This is a genomic window from Parabacteroides sp. B2-S-102 (genome assembly GCF_023656665.1).
Classification (GTDB): Bacteria; Bacteroidota; Bacteroidia; order Bacteroidales; family Tannerellaceae; genus Parabacteroides; species Parabacteroides distasonis.
Genome location: NZ_JAMOKM010000002.1, coordinates 219227 through 238784 on the forward strand (window position 1 = coordinate 219227; position 19558 = coordinate 238784).

Consider the following 19558-nt stretch of genomic DNA (forward strand, 5'->3'; position numbering starts at 1 on the left):
CCTTTTATTTTACAGGGAGTTTACATATTCCGTTAACGCCTCGATATCTTTCTTGGAAACCTTTTTATCGATGCCATGCTTATGGACCTCGAACACCTCTTCCATGGTAGCCGCACGCCCATCAAACAGATAAGGAGCCGTACGCCAGACCTCGATCAAAGTAGGCGTATCCCACCCTTTCTCAAATTCTATATCCTCGCCGATACGGTGCATCTTCATATCCGTATAATAAGGACCGCTATGACACTCGCCACATTTCAGTTTCTCAAACACCTTTCTTCCCTCTTTCGCCTTATCCGATAATTCCCCATTTACTAAATACGGGCTAGGCACCGGACGCAAGGATTTCATATAAGCGTCCACACATTTCGCCATTTCCTCTTCTGGCTCAAAAAACTGAATGAACTTAAAACCGGCACGTACCGCATATTCCGCACTCTCACGAACACCCGAGATCATGCTTGGGGGAGTCACATGCGAATACAACATGCTCTTACAATTCTTCGAGTTACCAACTCCATCATTCATCAAGTCCCAGTTCATCCCGTCCGTACGGGCATCCCCCGGATGGCAACCGTTACAACTCTGCCAGCCTTGATAGCAATGATTTGCGTCGTTAAAGTATTTCTCGCCCTTGTTCTCCGGCGTTTCCGTACGCCCCGGATTCATGTCGGTAGCCGTCACCTCCAATGTATTTATATCGACGGTATTCAAGATATCGGCGAAATAAGTAGGGATTACCAACTTATCTCCCGAAAATATAAAATTTCGGGGACCGTTTCCTTGTAAGGTAACTCGCTCACGAAGTCCATACAAGAAATTCAAGTCGTAATCCAGACGGCTCTTATCCTTATAAGACTCAAACTTCGCCAACATCGCCGGATGATCGATCACGCTTACCTCATGCGTACCGCTATGCGTGATAAAGATATGCTTGTCATCGCAAGCGATACTCCAGATACCGGCAGCGCCACGATCCGGCTCGTCCACCAATACCGCCCCAACGAATTCCTGCTTCGCCACATCGATCACGCTGAAAGCACTCGTGTTCATCCAACCTTGTTGAAGTTGGGAAGTAGGCACCGTGAATCGTCCCAAGTTATGAGACACGTATATATATTTCCCGTCCGGCGTGATGCACATCCCTCGTAAGGCATTGCTACCATTCGCCAATTGGATATCTTTCACTTTCGTAAACCCATCCATCTCGATTACTGATACGCAAGCGGCCACCACATCCACGTCCGCCCGTTGTGCGGGCAGGAAATTCGTAACAAACATATACTTGCCATCCTTGCTGAATACCGCCGATTTAGGCTCACGCAACACTTTCACGCTCCGGACTACCTTACGCATCACCGGATCTATCTCGACCACCGAATTATCGAACTGATTACATACATATATATGTTTCTTATCCGGTCCGAACATCGGATGGCAGGCTCCCGATCCCGTCGGTATGGCCGCTTCCACCCTACCCGATTCCAAGGAAAGCACTTGTAAACGGCCGGTCTTCTCGAAGGTCGTCACATACACCTTATCCCCATCCGGAAGCAACCCGGTCGGGATCTCATCAAACGGAAACGAATGAAGTAAGCTCTTACCGTCCGCTGAAAAAATATCCAGATGTCTCGTTCCTTTCTGTGTCATTAATAGCTCCCCCTTCGCATTCAATACGGCATCCGTAGTAAAGAAAGGTGGGTTGCCGGCTGAAGCGAGAGAAACGCAACAGCCGACAAGACAAGCCACCAATGAGTTTTTTATCAAGTATTTTCGTGTGTTCATGGTATATTTTGTATTCCTTATTTTCTAAATCCTAGTTCGTTCGAGATCACCCCGGCAATCTCCTTGATCACCTTCACCGTATTTTTCACCACCTCTTTCGATAAGCGGTCTTTCGGGCCGGAGATCCAAATCGCTCCACAAGGATATCCCGTATAATTAAAGATCGGGGCGCCTACGCAGATCACGCCGCTCAGCTCCTCCTCATTATCCATGGCATATCCCAGCTTACCAACCTTCTCCAATTCCTCCAGATAGGCCTCACGAGAAGTGATCGTCCGGGAATTATACCGTGTAAACGTCATGTAGGACAGGTAACGATCTCGCACCGTCTTCGGCAAATAAGCCATAATCGCCTTTCCGGGAGCCGAACAATGCAACTCAAACGGCTTTCCCGGCGACAGGACGAAGCGGAACGTATGATGTCCTTGCGCTTGTTCGATAAAAATCCCTTTCTCATCTCCCAAGACACCAAAGCAAGCGGTCTCTTTCACTTGATCACGTAAATCACGCAAATGTGGCAAGACGGTCTCTAAGAGATTGTGTTCATTCAAGGATCTGAAACCAAGGGTCAATAATTTTCGGGAAAGTTTATAGCGTTTCGTGTCTTCACTAAAATTAAGATATTCCAGCCGCACCAATGTATTCAAAATACGGTAAGCCGTAGTCTGAGATATATCGAGCGCCGACTTAATATCTTGCAATGTTTCCCCCGCCGACCGCAAGGAAAGGTACTCAAGAACCGCAATGCCCTTCTCTAAATTAGGCACTTTATAGTTCTCATCCACTTTTTCCATATTTGGTAGCGTGTTTTCCATATTTGAAATTGCGTTTCAGATTTGAATCAAATATAGCAGTGATGAATTTAAACAAGATACGAAATATGTAAAAAGGTGTTAAGCATGTTGCAGAGCATAAATATCATAGAACAAAAAAGCCGGAATCTCTTCCGGCCTTCTTTAAACGCAATGAATCTACTATTTTTATTTCTTGCAATCGCAAGTTGAGTAGGCTACTAACATCCAAACCAACTTCTCCTGTTCTTTCAGATAATCGCTCATCAAAGCGACCGTAGCCTCATCGCCTGCCTCAGATGCCAAGGAAAGAAGTTTACGCTCCTCACCGATCAGATGATCGTATGTATCAAGAATATTCTTTAACGCCTCGTCACCACAAGATACGCCTGATACCTCTTTTACACGGGCTACTTTCAAATACTCGCTGAACTTGTTCTCCGGCTCGCCTCCCAACATCAGGATACGTTCCGCCAACTCGTCAACCTTCTCGGCAGCGTTGTTGTACATATCCTCGAATTTACCATGAAGAACGAAGAAACCGTGTCCCTTAATATTCCAGTGGAAACCACGAAGGTTCGTATAGAATACTTGGTAATCCGCCAATAATTGTTTCAAGCTCGCTACTACGTTACTTACCGCTGACGCATCTAAATGAAGATAATCTAATGTTTTCATACTGCTATTTTTTAATTGTTATACTTTTCGTTTTTCTTATATCGCAAAGATATGGCAAATATAAACAACTGTCAAACAGATAATTCCTATACATATATAGATAAAATCTATATTTAAACGATCAGCAGGAAGACTTGCGATAGAACTTGGGTTTCTATTTACCCAATTTAAACTTATATCCTGCGGTAAGAACCAAGGTATGGTAATTCGCCTCGATCGATCCTCCCTTATACTCTTTACCTAACGATACATCATAGCCAAAATTGATAAAGCATTGTTTTATTTCCACACCTACAGTGGCACTTATACCCCAATCAAAAGCACGAAGCCCTTCACAGGGATCATGGGTATAAAACTTAGCGGATTCTTCCGAAGCGACAGACCATCCCCCGAACATTCCTTTATCCAATACGCTTACGGCTATATAAGGGCCTACTCCGACATTCAAACGAATATCCTCAGCTAATTTGAACGATAAATTAGCCATAATCGGTAATTGCAAGAAATTTCGTGTCACCTTATTTGAGTAATCATACGCATATCCATACGGATCATAAGTAGGTCCCGGCACAGTCCACCAATAATGCCCATATCCATATCCGGGGAATTGGTCATTACTATATCCCCTTTGCGTATAATACAGACCGGACTTCAGAGAAAGAAATTCCGGCTTCAACTGATATTCCACTCCTACCCCAATCTTCCAACTCGGTTTCCAATCAACCATTGGACCCGCCTTCATCACTGTCATACCCGCTTCCGGAACTACCGACCACTGGGCTTGTACCGATACTACACCCAGCATTAACACCATCGCAAATACTACAACTCTTTTCATATACTTTTTATTTTGATAAAATAATCGAACGATATATATGAATAAGACATGAAACAATAAAAAACCCCTATTGGCACCAACAGAAAAAGGCCGGAATCACTTCCGACCTTCTCCAAACGCAATGAATCACCTTTTTTACTTCTTGCAATCGCAAGTTAAATATGCTACTAACATCCAAACCAACTTCTCTTGTTCTTTCAGATAATCACTCATCAAAGCGACCGTAGCCTCATCTCCCGCCCCGGATGCCAAGGAAAGAAGTTTACGCTCCTCACCGATCAAATGACCATACGTATCAAGAATATTCTTTAACGCCTCGTCACCGCAGGATACGCCTGATACCTCTTTTACACGGGCTACTTTCAGGTACTCGCTGAACTTGTTCTCCGGCTCGCCTCCCAACATCAGGATACGTTCCGCCAACTCGTCAACCTTCTCGGCAGCGTTGTTGTACATATCCTCGAATTTACCATGAAGAACGAAGAAACCGTGTCCCTTGATATTCCAGTGGAAACCACGAAGGTTCGTATAGAATACTTGGTAGTCCGCCAATAATTGTTTCAAGCTTGCTACTACGTTACTTACCGCTGATGCGTCTAAGTGGATATAATCTAATGTTCTCATAATTGCTACTTTTTAATTTGTTATACTTTTTGTTTTTCTTATACCGCAAAGATACGGCAAGTATAAGTAGCTGTCAAACAGATAATTTTTATATCAAGATAGAGGAAATTTATTAAACTATTCCATACAATAAGTATGCAAATGACATGAATACATAAATAATTGGATACTAACATTTTAAAAAGACGATTATCATTTTCGAAAAACACGTACGTGTTTTTTTGAAAAGTCGTACATGTTTTTCGGCAAACACGTACGACTTTTTACAGATACTCCGGCGACATTTACTAACATTGAGATTTCTCCATGCTTCTGCGCTTCGTCTATCAAGCTCAGAATAGACGAGCGTGAGGACAAGTCCATTTCCATCGGCAGTACGTCAAATCCGGCATTGTTCATTGTCTGGGCAATAATCGCTGCATTATTCATACTGTTTTTTTTCAAAAAAGGTTACCTTCGCGGAAACAAGATTTCGCTTTGGAAGTACAAGAATTATTGAAACTATATGCCGCTCACCCGCAAGTGACGGCGCTGGACACCTTACTGAAAAACGATACGTCCCGCAATATATTCCTAAAGGGACTGAATGGCTCGGGTCCGGCGATGACGATCGCCTCTCTTTTTACGAAAGGAAGGGGAAGCTATGTGTGTGTGTTGAACGACCAAGAGGAAGCCGGCTATTTCTATCACGACTTGATGCAGCTTACCGCCAGCAATGAGGTATACTTCTTCCCATCCGCTTACCGGAGGGCCATCAAGTACGGGCATGTCGATCCGGCGAACGAGATCCTGCGCACCGAGGTACTCAGCCGGTTGCAAGACCCGGACGCCTCTTTCGTGATCGTCACGTATCCGGACGCCTTGGCGGAACGAGTCGTGGCCCGGGAGGTATTGAAGGAGAATACCTTAAAAATCAGCGTGGGCGAGAAGCTGGATAATATGTTTGTCTCTGACGTGCTGGACGAGTATGGCTTCGAGCAGGTCGATTATGTATATGAGCCGGGGCAGTACGCCCTCCGTGGCAGTATCCTCGACGTTTTCTCTTTCTCCAACGAGTTTCCCTACCGTATCGACTTTTTCGGCGACGAGGTGGAGACCATCCGTACGTTCGACGTGGAGACGCAACTCAGCAAGGAGAAACTGGACAGCATCTATATCGTCCCGGAGATGAGCAAGAACGCCAAGGATAGTACTTCCTTGCTAGGCTCCCTCCCCCGGAACACCTTCATAGCGGCGAGAGATCTCGCATGGTGCAAGGAGCGCATCGGAAGCGTATGGAACGACGATCCGGTGGTAGCCGACGAGGAATCCTTCGCCGATATCGACCAGATGCGGAAGAAATTAGTCCGGGGCGAGGACTTCCTACGGGAGGTCTTGGATTTCCGTCGCATCCATTTCGGGGTACGGCCGATGGGAACGGCGGACGCTACCATCCACTTCTCTACGCAAACGCAGCCGATCTATCATAAGAATTTCGACCGGGTGAGCGAGTCGTTCCATAAATACCTCGACGAGGGTTATGCATTATATATATTGAGCGATCAAGAGAAACAAGCCAACCGTATCCGGATGATTTTCGAGGATAGGGGCGACAATATCCCTTTCACCGCCGTAAACCGCACGATACACGAGGGATTCGCCGACGATACGCTACGCATCTGCTTTTTCACCGACCATCAATTGTTCGACCGCTTCCACAAGTTCAACTTGAAGAGCGATAAGGCACGAAGCGGAAAGATCACCCTTTCACTCAAGGAGCTGAACCAGTTCTCGCAGGGGGATTATATCGTACATATCGACCATGGCGTAGGACAGTTCGGGGGATTGGTACGCACCGAGGTGAACGGTAAGATGCAAGAGGCCATCAAATTGATTTATCAGAATAACGATATTATATTCGTCAGCATCCATTCCCTGCATAAATTATCGAAATACAAGGGGAAAGAGAGCGGCGAGCCTCCTAAGTTGAGCAAGCTCGGCACAGGCGCTTGGGAAAAGATGAAGGAACGTACCAAGGCGAAGGTGAAGGATATCGCCCGGGACTTGATCCTCCTCTATTCCAAACGCAAGCAAGAGACGGGTTTCGCCTACACGCCGGACAGCTTCATGCAGCATGAGCTGGAAGCCAGCTTCATCTACGAGGACACGCCGGACCAGATGAAGGCGACCGCCGAGGTCAAGGCGGATATGGAAAGTACCCGTCCGATGGACCGGCTGATTTGTGGAGACGTTGGTTTCGGAAAGACCGAGGTAGCTATCCGCGCGGCATTCAAGGCGGTATCGGACAATAAGCAGGTGGCCGTGTTGGTACCCACCACCGTACTGGCTTTCCAGCATTACCAGACGTTTTGTGAGCGCTTGAAGGATTTCCCTTGCAAGATCGATTATATCAGCCGGGCCCGTACGGCCGCGCAAATCAAGGCTACCTTGAAAGAGCTGAAAGAGGGCGAGGTGAATATCTTGATCGGCACCCACCGGATCGTCGGCAAGGATGTACGTTTCAAGGATCTGGGCTTGCTTATCATCGACGAGGAGCAGAAGTTCGGGGTATCCGTCAAGGAGAAGCTTCGGCAGCTGAAGGTGAACGTGGACACCTTGACCATGACGGCCACCCCGATCCCCCGTACCCTACAGTTCTCCTTGATGGGGGCCCGGGATCTTTCCAGCATCACCACGCCACCGCCCAACCGTTATCCCGTGCAGACGGAGGTGGAGCGTTTCAACCCCGATATTATCCGGGAAGCGATCAATTTCGAGATGAGCCGGAACGGGCAGGTGTTCTTCATCAACAACCGTATCCAGAACATTTACGAGATGGAAGCCTTGGTACGGCGAGAAGTCCCCGACGCACGGGTAGCCGTGGGGCACGGGCAGATGGAACCGGAGAAGCTAGAAAAGATCATCCTCGATTTCGTGAATTATGAGTATGACGTATTGATAGCCACCAGTATCGTGGAGAGCGGCATCGACGTGCCCAACGCCAATACGATCATCATCAACAACGCCCAGCAATTCGGGCTTAGCGACCTCCATCAGCTACGCGGACGTGTAGGACGAAGCAACCGGAAAGCCTTCTGCTACCTCCTTTCCCCGCCCCTCACCTCGCTGACACAGGAGGCACGACGCAGGTTGCAGGCGATCGAGAACTTCTCCGAGCTGGGTAGCGGTATCCATATCGCCATGCAAGACCTCGACATCCGGGGAGCCGGGAATATGCTAGGCGCCGAGCAAAGCGGTTTCATCGCCGACCTAGGCTATGAGACGTACCAGAAGATCTTGGAGGAGGCGGTAGACGAATTGAAAAGCGAGGAATTCGCCGATCTTTACGCTGATAATGCCGAAGGGCACCGGGATACGGGCAGCGAATACGTCCGAGAGACCTATATCGAGAGCGACCTGGAATTGATGTTCCCTCCCACCTACATCCCCAACGACTCGGAACGTATCTCCCTATACCGGGAGTTGGATAATATGGAGGAGGAACGTGACATCCTCGCCTTCACGGAGCGCTTGAAAGACCGCTTCGGCAAGATACCGAAGGAGGGCAAGGAGTTGATCCGGATCGTGCGCCTCCGCCGCATGGCCAAGAAACTGGGCATGGAGAAAGTGGTCCTGAAGAAAGGGCAGATGAGCCTCTTCTTGGTGAATAACCCGGATAGCCCGTATTACCAAAGCGAGGCGTTCGGCAAGCTGCTGGGCTTCATCCAAAAGCATCCCCGTGAGTGTAACCTCCGGGAGCAGAACGGCAAGCGAAGTATCGTGATCAAGAACGTCCCTACGGTGGAAGCGGCATGCGGCTACCTGCAAGAGATGGAAAAAATAAACTCAACCGACTTTTGACACATCCTCTTACAAACACGAAAAGATATGGAAAAGAAAACGATTATAGACCTTTTTGAGAGTTCAGTGAAGCGCTTCCCCGGTAATCCTTTTTTATGGGAGAAGACGGGCAAGCGATTCGAGCCAACCACTTACTCCAAGGTTCGCGACCTCGTCTATGAGGAAGGCGCAGGCCTCGTATCGCTGGGCGTGCGGAAAGGGGATAACATGGCTTTGCTGAGCGAGGGCCGCAACGCGTGGATCATCGGCGAGCTGGCCATGTTCTACGCCGGGGCGACGAACGTGCCCCTATCGATCAAGCTGGAGGAGGCGAACGACCTCTTATTCCGCCTCGTCCACGCCGACGTGAAATATATCATGGTATCGGGCCAGCAACTCAAGAAAATCCGGGCGATCAAGGATAAGCTCCCCGCCGTACGGAAGATCATCGTACTCGACGAGCTGGCGGAATACCAAGACCGTGAGATGCCTCTGTCCGAGATACGCCGGATGGGGAAGGTCTATCTGGGTATTCATCCGCTAGAGGAGTTCTTGGCGATCGGGCAATCGCTGGGCAACGATGATTACGCCACCATCACCTATACCTCCGGCACGACCGCCGATCCGAAAGGCGTGATCCTCACCCACCGTAACTATACGGCGAACGTGGAGCAAGCGCTCACTTGCGTGGATATAGACGATACGTGGCGTACGTTGGTGATACTCCCGCTGGACCATTGCTTCGCCCACGTGGTAGGATTCTACATCTTCATGTCGAAGGGAGCCTCGGTAGCTACCGTGCAGGTAGGGCGTACCGGTATGGAGACCTTGAAGAATATCCCTATCAATATAAAGGAGTTCAAGCCGTACCTGATACTGAGCGTCCCCGCCTTGGCGAAGAACTTCAAGAAGAATATCGAGCAAGGTATCCGAGCGCAAGGCAAGAACGCCGTCCGCCTTTTCAACCTAGCCCTACGGATCGGTTATATCTATAACGGGGATAGCGACGAGGAGAAAGGAAAAGGCTTCCGCGTCTTCTTGAAACCACTGATCCGTTTGTTCGACAAGCTATTGTTCACGAAAGTCCGTGAGAACTTCGGGGGCGAGCTGAAGTTCTTTATCGGAGGGGGCGCCTTGCTGGATAAGGACTTGCAGAAGTTCTATTACGCCTTGGGAATCCCGATGTACCAAGGATACGGGCTGAGCGAGGCGACACCGATCATCTCGACCAACGGCCCCCGCCGCCATACCTTCGGCAGTAGCGGCGTATTGGTGCGGCCCCTCGACCTAAAGATCTGCGACATGGACGGCAACGTACTTCCTCCGGGAGAGAAAGGCGAGATCGTCATCCGGGGAGAGAACGTGATGGCCGGCTACTGGAAGAACCCGGCATCGACGGCCGATACCGTAAAGGAGGGTTGGCTGTACACCGGGGATATGGGATATATGCGTGACGGGCTTCTTTATGTGTTGGGGCGTTTCAAGAGCCTGCTGATCGGAAGCGACGGGGAGAAATACAGTCCGGAGGGTATAGAGGAGGCCTTGGTAGAGCATTCCTCTTGCATCGACCAGCTGATCCTATACAATAACCAGAGTCCGTACACGACCGCCCTGCTGGTCCCTAACAAAGAACGGTTGCGGAAGCATCTGGCCCACCAGAATCTGGACCTCACGAGCGATCAAGGCCGGGAAGAGGCCATCCGTATCATCCAGCGCCAGATCGACCGTTTCCGCAAGGGAGGCGACCTGTCTAGTATGTTCCCTGATCGTTGGTTGCCGACCACCTTCGCCATCCTCCCCGAGCCTTTCACCGAGCAAAACGGCATGGTAAACAGCACCATGAAGATCGTCCGGGGCAAGGTAGAGAAAGCCTACGCCGCCCGTATCGCCCAGCTCTATACCCCCGAGGGGAAGAACCCGCAGAACAAGTGGAACAAGGAGGCGTTGTAGAGACGCGGCGTGCTGCGTCTCATCCCCCGCGATGGGCCTTGCTACCCCGGCAAGGCCTTTGTTGTTTCAAGAGGGTCGCGACAAATGGATAATAACGAGATTTCATACAAGATTCTGATCACAGAATTTGTTTTTATCCGATTTAATCCAGACCTTTACGACTCAACATTTACCTATTCTATTCAAAGAATAAATGGTCCCGTCTCTTCGGAGTTCCTTCTCAAGATCAACAAAGGTTGATAATCACTTTTTTCTCATGCTAATCTCTAAATCCAATCTCACATGAAAGCAACGGATACTTTACTGAGTACGATTATTATCGGCGTTACTTTAATAATCATGACGAGATGTTCACAAAGTGAAGATCTTATAGATGCTGGCGCCCAAGCGTTAAACGCGGCGACAAACAATGACAAGGAGTTGGTCTTAACCGCCTCCGAGCAAATCGCCCTTTCCGTAAAACAGAAAGGTTCATACAATATCTCGGAAAAAGAAGCGAAAAAGAACTTCGAGAGCTATGCTAAGACCATCCACAAGGAGAAAGCCGTAAAAGTAAAAGCTCTCTCATTGAAGAAGAACAAGAAAAACGGGAGAAACCTATATTACGAAGTTATATTCGAAAACGACAAAGGAACGGGATTCTCCCTATTATCGGCAGATGAACGTGTAGACAAGCTACTTTGTTACTCAGAAAACGGGTCTATATCGGACACCTCGTTTAACAAGAGCTTGAAATACTGCCTAGAGCTAGTCGAATTGTATGTGGAGGAGCAAACTCAAAAAGAATTAGACATAGAAAGTCTGGCTTCTTCGGCTAATCAAAAGATAAAAGCGGCAAATAAAGGCAAGGTAATCACCAAAGCGCTCCCGCCATTTGACCCCGACGACCCGAACAGCCCTTGGAGTTATGACCGGACAGACGTAAAAAACGAAGTCACCGAAAGGATCAAGCTAGTTCCCGGAGGATGGCATCAAGAAAGTCCGTTCAATGACTTACTGCCATTGCTTCCTCCAGATTATACAGATAGAGCCTATGTGGGTTGTGGTATGATAGCCGTCTCGCAAATCATGGCATATCACAAAAAGCCCTACAGCAATTATATCACGGCGGCGATGTGGCCTACAATGATTGATAATAGATATACATCCGTAGAGCTAAAGCGCCTTATGCTTGATTTGTTTAATACGATGAACACAGGATATGATGGGCATGGGACAAGTAGCACTATATCCAAAGCCAGAGACTTCCTAAACAATAATGGCTATACCGCCGGATCCGCTCAAGATTATACATTTGACAGAGCTTGGAGCGCATTAAGCTATGGCCCTACATATGTAATGGGAATAAAAGCTGATGATGAAGGCCATGCTTGGGTAATCGATGGGGTACGAATCACGAAAACTACCAGTACCGATATCTATACCATTACATATAACGGGAAAGTGTTTGAAGCTTCCGGCAATTCTTCCATCACTTCCTTTCGAACTGTCCGGTATGATTGGGGAGGAAGAACCTTGAGTGACAATGGTTGGTTTACCAGCGGTATTTTCGAAAAGCCATCTACTGGAAGCAATTACAATCGGAATAATAAGATAATCAGTTATATTTATTAACCCTTTTAGATATAGAGTCCTATGAGAAGTATATTTTTTCTATGCTGCGTAGCGCTAGCCGGCCTCTGCGCCTGTGAATCGGAACCACAAGAAGGTCAAATCTCTTGTGTAGAGGATATAGTTATACAAATCGTACTGACAGACCCGGAGCTGAACGATCGCCTGAACCCGGGATCCCCTAGCTTCCTTGGAGAAGAGTATACCCAAGGAATAGAAGTCATGTATCGGTATAAAGATCAAAAATTAACCCTTCCCCTACTTTGGCCCCTCCAGACACACGGAGGAGCCATCCTAGGAGAATGGAGCACGATCTATCCACCGTATAAGGATGATGAAGTATATGGAATGGTAAATCAAAATACGATGGGATACTATTACATCGAAGCATCCCCTTTCGTGACGGAAGGAAATAGGGATATCGCCTATACCTATATCCAGTATCCCGACGGAAACGAGGATGAGATAAAAGTACAGCTATACAGGACTTCATCCTTGCTCCTTATGGATCAGATCTGGATCAACGGAGAACTAGTTTATTCCATGCATCCTAAGGAAGGCTCCCTAAGCACGAAGCAGTATTACAACCCGGAATATTATCCGTTCCTCGTCCCAACGCTGGACGACGATGGCAAGCAGATCGGGGATCTGGTGCAGCCCGAGGGCGGCACCAGTATCATCGTGATCAAGAAGAAATGATTTATCGCGAGGCCCGGCCACCACGGTTGGGCCCCGCTGAAATTTTTAAATTCCATCTCGCGCCTAACGCAAGCCCGATTTAAACTTTTAAATTCCATCTCGCGCCTAACGCAAGCCTGATTTAAACTTTTAAATTCCATCTCGCGCCCGACGCAAGCCCGATTTAAACTTTTAAATCCACCCCGCACCGGATGTAAGCCCGATTTTAAAAAAACAATGCCGCTCTTGATCGATACATCCGGAAATCTTCTTACATTAGCACAATTAAATCATATATATCTATCCAACTAAAAATTTTCAGACATGGCAAAAATCACGAAAGTAAAGAGCGCATATTTAGAAAGATTGAACAACGCCGAGTACCGAACCTTCATGGCCCGCTACGGGAACCTGCTCGCGGGTGGCGGAAGCGACTCGGAATCGCCCGACGAGATCAGCTTCGATCCGAACGACCCGCTGGGCATCCCCCAAGAAGTTCGTACAGCTTTCACCGCCGATTTCGCCCTATTGACCGACGCCGTGAACCAATCCTCGGCCAGCGAGGAGACCGCGCAGATGTCCACCCTCGACAAGGAGAGGGATGATCTCTTGATCTTCATTACTTCCACCATTACCCAAATGACGAAAAGCCCGCTGGCGGCGCAACGCACGGCGGCCGAGAAGCTATACCTTCCCGTGAAGCCCTACATCGGAGCCGCGCGCCTCGCCAACTTGCAGGAGACGGCCGCCATCGAGGGCTTGCTGGTAGACCTCGACAAGGACGGCATGCCCGAGGCGCTGGCGGCGCTCACCCTCACCGAGGTAGTGGCCTCGCTGAAGGAGAAGAACCAGCAATACGCAGCCTTGACCGAGCAGCGCACCAACGCGCAAGCCGACAACCCCATCGAGAGCGCCAAGAAGATCCGCCTCCGCATGGACGAGGAATACGACGAGATGACCACCTACGCCTTCGCCCAGAGCGTGGTGAAGCCAACGGCTACGACCGCCACCTTCATCAACCGCCTCAACACCCTCATCGACGAGACCAACGCCCTCTACAACCAACGCATCGCACAAGCGAGGGCCGCCGCCGCCAAGAAGCAAGCGGATAGCGAATCGCCGTCAGAGATATAAAGCCGTGAGGCCCTCATGTTTTTTAGATTTAAGAATGATGGGGCTCCCCTCCCTCCAAGGAGGGGATGCCCCATTGATTAATGATTATTAATAGCCTCTCCCCCCTCCCTCCCACGAAAAAAACATACCTTTGCCAACTGTATTATCCGTGAAGGAATAACGAGACATTTACATGATAAGATCTATTCGCTATATCACTTTGCTAGTCCTGTTACAATTCGTGACCGGCATTTCCGTCCTATACGCCCAGAGCATAACTTCCGCGTCCGGAATCGTGAGAGACTCCGTAAGCGGGGAACCCCTATCCTACGTATCCGTCATGTTCGAAAACTCGACGATCGGGGCGATGACCGACGATGACGGGGCTTTCAGCCTCCAGAACGACAAAGGGCTTACCCGGCTGGTCGTATCCTCGCTTGGATATGACAATAAGGTCGTAAACCTAAAGGCCGGGCAAAAGAACGACAATCTGGATATATTATTAAGCCCCACCTCCTTCCAGATCGCGGAGGTAGAGGTGAGGCCTACCAAGGAGAGATACTCCCGCAAGGACAACCCCGCCGTGGAACTGATCAAGAAAGTCATAGAGCATAAGAACGACAACCGCATCGAGGCGAAGGACGAGTACCAAAGCGAGGTGTACGAGAAGCTCAGCATGTCGCTGGACGACTTCAACCCCAATCTCGAGAAGAATAAGTTCCTGAAGAAATTCAAGTTCATCAAGAACTATCTGGATACCTCGGAGTTCAACGGGAAACCGATCCTGACGATCTCCGTCCGTGAGACGATCTCCGACCAATACTACCGCAAACATCCCAAGGCGGAGAAGACGATCACCAAGGCCAAGCGCCAGCAGGGTATCGACAAGACATTGGACGATGGAGGCGCCATCACCGCCAACCTTGAGGAGATATTCAAGGGCGTCAATATCTTCGACAACAATATCAATATCTTGTTGAACCGTTTCGTGAGCCCGTTATCTTCCACGCTGGCCGTCTCCTATTACAAATATTATATCATGGATACGGTGGACGTAGCCGGAGATAAATGTGTGGATCTCGCCTTCGTGCCCGTAAACAGCCAGAGCTACGGCTTCACGGGCCGCTTGTACATCACGCTGGACGGTAATTACGCCGTCAAGAAATTCCTCTTGAACACCCCGGCGAACATCAACCTCAACTGGGTGGACAAGCTCCGGATCGAACAAGAGTTCAAGCGGATGCCGGATAGTACTTGGGTGCTCGCCAACGAGAATACCTACGTTAATTTCTATATCGTAAAAGGGGCGCAACAGCTCTATGCCCACCAGCTAAGGAATTTCGATAAGTATCAGTTCGACGTGCAGAACGCCGACTCGATCTTCGGCCTTCTCGGTCCGATCCATGAGCTGCCCGAAGCCACCGCCCAGACCGACACCTTCTGGATACACAACCGCCATGTCCCCTTGAAAGAGAAAGAGAGCGCCTTGGACGACTTGCTGGCGCAACTCCGCAAGGTACCGGCTTTCAACGTGATCATCAAGACCGCCGAGATATTGATCACCGGTTATATCCCGACCACGGCGGACAAGGATAAGAGCAAGTTCGATTTCGGACCGATGAATACCACTTTCAGCGCCAACCATCTGGAGGGCTTCCGCATGCGTGTGGGAGGTATGACGACGGCAAACCTCAACCCGCACTGGTTCGGTAGCGGTTATCTAGCCTATGGCGTAAACGACCGTAAGCTAAAGTATAACGCCAAGCTGACGTATAGCGTGAACAAGAAGAAATATCACGAGGGAGAAAGCCCGGTGAACAATATCTCCGCTATCCAAGAGTACGACGTATATACGCCCGGTCAAGACTTCCTCTTCACCAGCAAGGATAATATGTTCGTGGCATGGAAGGTGGGCGAGCCCGTCACCATGATGCAATACATCCGCAAGACCATGCTCCAGTACCAGAAGGAATGGCTGAATGGCCTGACCCTTACCACTTGGGCACGTAACGAGAACAACGAGGCGGCCGGAACGCTCCGCTACGACCGTTACAACGCCGACGGGACATTGACGAACTTAAAGAGTTTCACCAACACGGAGCTAGGGGCCCAGCTTCGTTTCGCCCCGGGCGAGCGTGCCTATAACGGACGAGAGGGTAAGAACTCTCTTTTCAACCTCTCAAAAGACGCTCCCGTATTCAAGCTATCCCATCAGATGGGATTGAAGAACGTGTTGGGGGGCGACTTCAACTACAACCATACGGAGATCAGCGCCGAGAAACGGATCTGGCTCTCTTCCTTCGGACATATCGACGCCTTGGTGACAGCGGGCAAGGTATGGGACAAGGTCCCTTTCCCCTTGCTCATCATGCCGAATACCAACCAGTCCATCACGATCCAGCCGCAAGCCTTCAACATGATGCGTGCGCTGGAGTTCGTAAGCGACCAGTATGTTTCGTTCTACTTCACGTATTATATGAAGGGATGGATCTTAAACCGTATTCCCGGCGTGAAGTGGCTACGTTTGCGTGAGGTGATATCGTTCAGCGGTTTCTACGGAGGACTGACCGATAAGAATAACCCGGCCTTGGACCCGACGGGACTATACCGCTTCCCCGAGGGAACCTCGCCGATGGGCCGTACACCTTACCTGGAGGCCAGCGTAGGTCTGGAGAACATCTTCAAGATATTACGGATCGATTATTACCGCCGGTTGACGTATCTGGACCAACCGAATATCAAGAAGGGGGGCGTGCGTATAGCGCTGCGGTTCTCCTTCTAAGAGTTGACAGTTGAGAATTGACAGTTGACAGTTAAATGTAGGAGAGATAAGAAAATGGGGGAGTTGGAACGCAGACCGAACGCATGGGCATTGACGCCGCTGGTGGTATTCTTATTGACTTATTTGGTGATATCTATCGTGGCGGGAGATTTCTATAAGATGCCGATAACGGTAGCCTTCGTCATCTCCTCGATCGTAGCGATAGCGATCTCCAAGGGAGGCAAATTAAGCAACCGTATCGAGCAGTTCTGCCGGGGGGCGGCCAATAGCAATATCATGCTGATGGTATTGATCTTCATCCTCGCCGGGGCGTTCGCGCAGACCGCCAAGGCGATGGGTGCCGTAGACGCTACCGTGAATCTGGCGATGTCCATCCTGCCCGGTAACCTGTTGGCGGCCGGAATCTTCTTGGCCGCTTGTTTCATATCCATCTCGGTAGGTACGTCGGTGGGCACGATCGTGGCCTTGGCCCCGGTAGCCGTCGGTATAGCGGACAAGACGGGGATGCCGGACGCCCTTATGCTAGGTGTCGTGGTGAGCGGCGCCATGTTCGGCGATAACCTGTCGTTCATATCCGATACGACCATCGTAGCTACCCGCACGCAGGGTTGCCAGATGTCCGATAAGTTCAAGGTGAATATCCGTATCGCCCTCCCGATAGCGATCCTGACCGGATTGATATACGTGCTGGTGGGAAGCGGCGTGGAGAACGCTTACGCCCCGGCCCCGATCGAATGGGTCAAGGTGATCCCTTATCTGGTGGTGTTGGTAACCGCCGTTTGCGGGATCAATGTCATGCTGGTGCTATTCATCGGGATCGTCCTGTCCGGTATAGTAGGTTTGTGGACCGGTAGCTTCGATATCTGGGGCTGGAACGCCTCCATGGGATTAGGTATCACCAATATGGGCGAGCTGATTATCGTGACGCTTCTGGCAGGAGGCATGTTGGAGATGATCCGCTATAACGGGGGTATCGACTGGATCATCCGCAAGCTTACCTCCCGCATCCATTCCTCCAAGGGGGCCGAGATGAGCATAGCGGCCTTGGTGAGCTTCGCCAACCTTTGCACGGCCAACAATACGATCGCCCTCATCATGGCCGGCCCGATCGCCAAGGATATAGCGGACCGGTTCAAGATAGATCCCCGCCGCAGCGCCAGCCTATTGGATATCTTCTCTTGCTTCATACAGGGAATCATCCCCTACGGCGCCCAGATGTTGATGGCCGCCGGACTCGGGCATGTCTCCCCTATCGAGATCATGCAATATCTTTACTACCCATATCTATTGGGAGCAGGCGCCTTATTGGCGATCGCATTCAATTATCCGAGGAAATATACGGTAAATTAAATGGATAAACATTATCTTTGCTCACAGTACTCATTTAAAGAATAAGGAGGATCCGTATGACAACGATGGAATTAAGGGCAGACATCTTCGAGAATCTTAATTTCCTGCTAGATAACGAAGAGGCGATGACACAGCTGAAAAAATATCTGTGCCAGCTGCGAAATAAAGTCGAACGGGACAGCCCTTGTAAATATGACGTTGGCGAATTGACACAACGTGTACGCCAAGGTGTACAAGATGCCCGCCAAGGCCTAGGACAAAGTCACGACGACCTAGTAAAAGAAGCCGAAACATGGTAAAAATAAAATTAATTTACTTCCACGAGAAAGATACCTGTCATATCGTTGCGGTTTGGGATTGCCGTAATAATCCCAAACTATTACAAGATAAGCTTGGAGAAGAATAAATAAGACGTACAGATCCTCTATGTGAAAACACAATAGTATTCAAAGCAAAAAGACTATTGTGTCCGGGATTGAATACTATTGTGTTCGCTGATGAATATTACTGTGTTCAAGTAGAAACACTGTAGTGCTTGGGAGCGATGGGAATACGGCAATCGGATTAGCCGAACAAATCCAGCGTAAGCTGCTTCTTTGCGGCTTCCAGTTTACGAAGATGCCGCTTGCCTTGAGGGGTGACGATCTCCATCTTATCGAAACGGGTACGTATCACCGTAGTCACGGTATAGCTCACGTTGACCACCTCTCCTAGCTCCGACAGACGGCGGACGATCTCCAAGACGCAATCGATGCACATGCCGCTCGTGAACGAGATCTTATCCTCGAACATCTGTTTCTTAAAATCCTCATCTTGCATATAGAAATCGATCGTCTCGCCTCCCTTGTTGTAAATACCTTTCCAGCGATATTTACTGTCTTTCAGTACCGGCGAGATGATCTCTATCGTGGCCTTATTATCCTTGACAGTAGGCAGATCGTCGCTACGCAAGATAAAATAATCGAACTGGTCCCGCTTCACCTCCAGCGAACCGGAACGGCTACGATCCTTCTCGTTCAACTCACGTACCGAGATTTTCGTCACCTTCGGATACCCTTTCAAAGCCTCGTAGAAATTAGACTTACACTTACAGAAACGGGGCGAGGCGTTCAACAGGTCGATCAAGCGGTGTGAAGGCGTAGCCCCCGGAGTCTTCAGTCGTAGTTCACGGCGTAACTTGGACAGCTCACGCTGCATCTCCTCCTCGTCCGCCGGCGTACGGTCCATCAGCGGTTGTCCACCCACCGACAAGGAGGGACGGGTCAATATCTGCATCACCAAGTTCAACACGATAGAGATAGAGCGGCTACTCTCCCCGGCCACGCCCAGCTTCTCACGGAAACCACCCTCCTTATCGTAAGGCTCGTTGTAAACCGTCAGCTTCACGTCCAGCATATCCGCCAAGGAACGTATCAGCGTAAGAATCTCCTTCTCACACCGGTGCTTGGTCATGGCATCCATATAATTGGATTTATTATTAAAGGAATAACGTATCTCCAGCTTATTCGCAAATTTTAGAATAGAGTCACTCATTTGTTT

At 49.4% G+C, this 19558-nt stretch carries 14 protein-coding genes and 1 pseudogene; 8 read left to right on the plus strand and 7 right to left on the minus strand.

Features of this window, described 5'->3' with window-relative positions; translation table 11 throughout:
* Positions 1 to 9: 9 nt before the first annotated feature.
* The 6 genes and pseudogenes from NBH07_RS03795 to NBH07_RS22725 all read right to left on the minus strand — a co-directional run.
* Positions 10 to 1785, minus strand: coding sequence for a YncE family protein (locus NBH07_RS03795; protein WP_009017238.1), 1776 nt, complete (start codon positions 1783 to 1785; stop codon positions 10 to 12).
* 17 nt (positions 1786 to 1802) lie between these two features.
* Complete coding sequence (locus tag NBH07_RS03800; RefSeq protein WP_009017237.1) at positions 1803 to 2600, minus strand: IclR family transcriptional regulator; 798 nt, start codon at positions 2598 to 2600, stop codon at positions 1803 to 1805.
* A 165-nt stretch (positions 2601 to 2765) separates the two neighbouring features.
* On the minus strand, positions 2766 to 3254 hold the full coding sequence (locus NBH07_RS03805; protein ID WP_009017236.1) for a Dps family protein: 489 nt from the start codon (positions 3252 to 3254) through the stop codon (positions 2766 to 2768).
* A 154-nt stretch (positions 3255 to 3408) separates the two neighbouring features.
* On the minus strand, positions 3409 to 4092 hold the full coding sequence (locus NBH07_RS03810) for a porin family protein (RefSeq protein WP_039848594.1): 684 nt from the start codon (positions 4090 to 4092) through the stop codon (positions 3409 to 3411).
* 135 nt (positions 4093 to 4227) lie between these two features.
* Entirely contained in the window at positions 4228 to 4716 is a 489-nt protein-coding gene (locus NBH07_RS03815; protein WP_009017234.1) for a Dps family protein, read from the minus strand.
* A gap of 267 nt (positions 4717 to 4983) precedes the next feature.
* Positions 4984 to 5112 (minus strand): annotated as a pseudogene (locus NBH07_RS22725) (SDR family NAD(P)-dependent oxidoreductase); the annotation flags it as partial.
* An 81-nt stretch (positions 5113 to 5193) separates the two neighbouring features.
* Between NBH07_RS22725 and mfd the strand changes: the two are divergent.
* From mfd to NBH07_RS03860, 8 genes are all read left to right on the plus strand, one after another.
* Positions 5194 to 8556 carry a transcription-repair coupling factor gene (mfd, locus tag NBH07_RS03825; protein ID WP_039848593.1) on the plus strand — a complete coding sequence of 1121 codons (3363 nt, stop codon included), beginning with the start codon at positions 5194 to 5196 and terminating at the stop codon, positions 8554 to 8556.
* 27 nt (positions 8557 to 8583) lie between these two features.
* Positions 8584 to 10485, plus strand: a complete 1902-nt coding sequence (locus NBH07_RS03830) for an AMP-dependent synthetase/ligase (RefSeq protein ID WP_156682384.1) — start codon at positions 8584 to 8586, stop codon at positions 10483 to 10485.
* 282 nt (positions 10486 to 10767) lie between these two features.
* Positions 10768 to 12099, plus strand: a complete 1332-nt coding sequence (locus NBH07_RS03835) for a C10 family peptidase (RefSeq protein ID WP_250833461.1) — start codon at positions 10768 to 10770, stop codon at positions 12097 to 12099.
* Positions 12100 to 12120: 21 nt separating this feature from the next.
* Positions 12121 to 12795 (plus strand): hypothetical protein, encoded by a 675-nt coding sequence (locus tag NBH07_RS03840; RefSeq protein ID WP_005857777.1) that lies wholly within the window; start codon positions 12121 to 12123, stop codon positions 12793 to 12795.
* Positions 12796 to 13098: 303 nt separating this feature from the next.
* Positions 13099 to 13908: a DUF6261 family protein gene (locus tag NBH07_RS03845; protein WP_156682386.1), complete on the plus strand. Its 810-nt coding sequence runs from the start codon at positions 13099 to 13101 to the stop codon at positions 13906 to 13908.
* Between the two features lie 172 nt (positions 13909 to 14080).
* On the plus strand, positions 14081 to 16669 hold the full coding sequence (locus NBH07_RS03850; protein WP_005857781.1) for a DUF5686 and carboxypeptidase-like regulatory domain-containing protein: 2589 nt from the start codon (positions 14081 to 14083) through the stop codon (positions 16667 to 16669).
* A gap of 54 nt (positions 16670 to 16723) precedes the next feature.
* Complete coding sequence (locus tag NBH07_RS03855) at positions 16724 to 18019, plus strand: Na+/H+ antiporter NhaC family protein (protein WP_005857783.1); 1296 nt, start codon at positions 16724 to 16726, stop codon at positions 18017 to 18019.
* 56 nt (positions 18020 to 18075) lie between these two features.
* Positions 18076 to 18318, plus strand: a complete 243-nt coding sequence (locus tag NBH07_RS03860; RefSeq protein ID WP_005857785.1) for a hypothetical protein — start codon at positions 18076 to 18078, stop codon at positions 18316 to 18318.
* A gap of 265 nt (positions 18319 to 18583) precedes the next feature.
* Here the strand turns inward: NBH07_RS03860 and NBH07_RS03865 are convergent, their stop codons facing one another.
* A complete protein-coding gene (locus NBH07_RS03865; protein ID WP_008779683.1) occupies positions 18584 to 19552 on the minus strand; it encodes a hypothetical protein in 969 nt (322 codons plus the stop codon).
* Between the last annotated feature and the right edge of the window lie 6 nt (positions 19553 to 19558).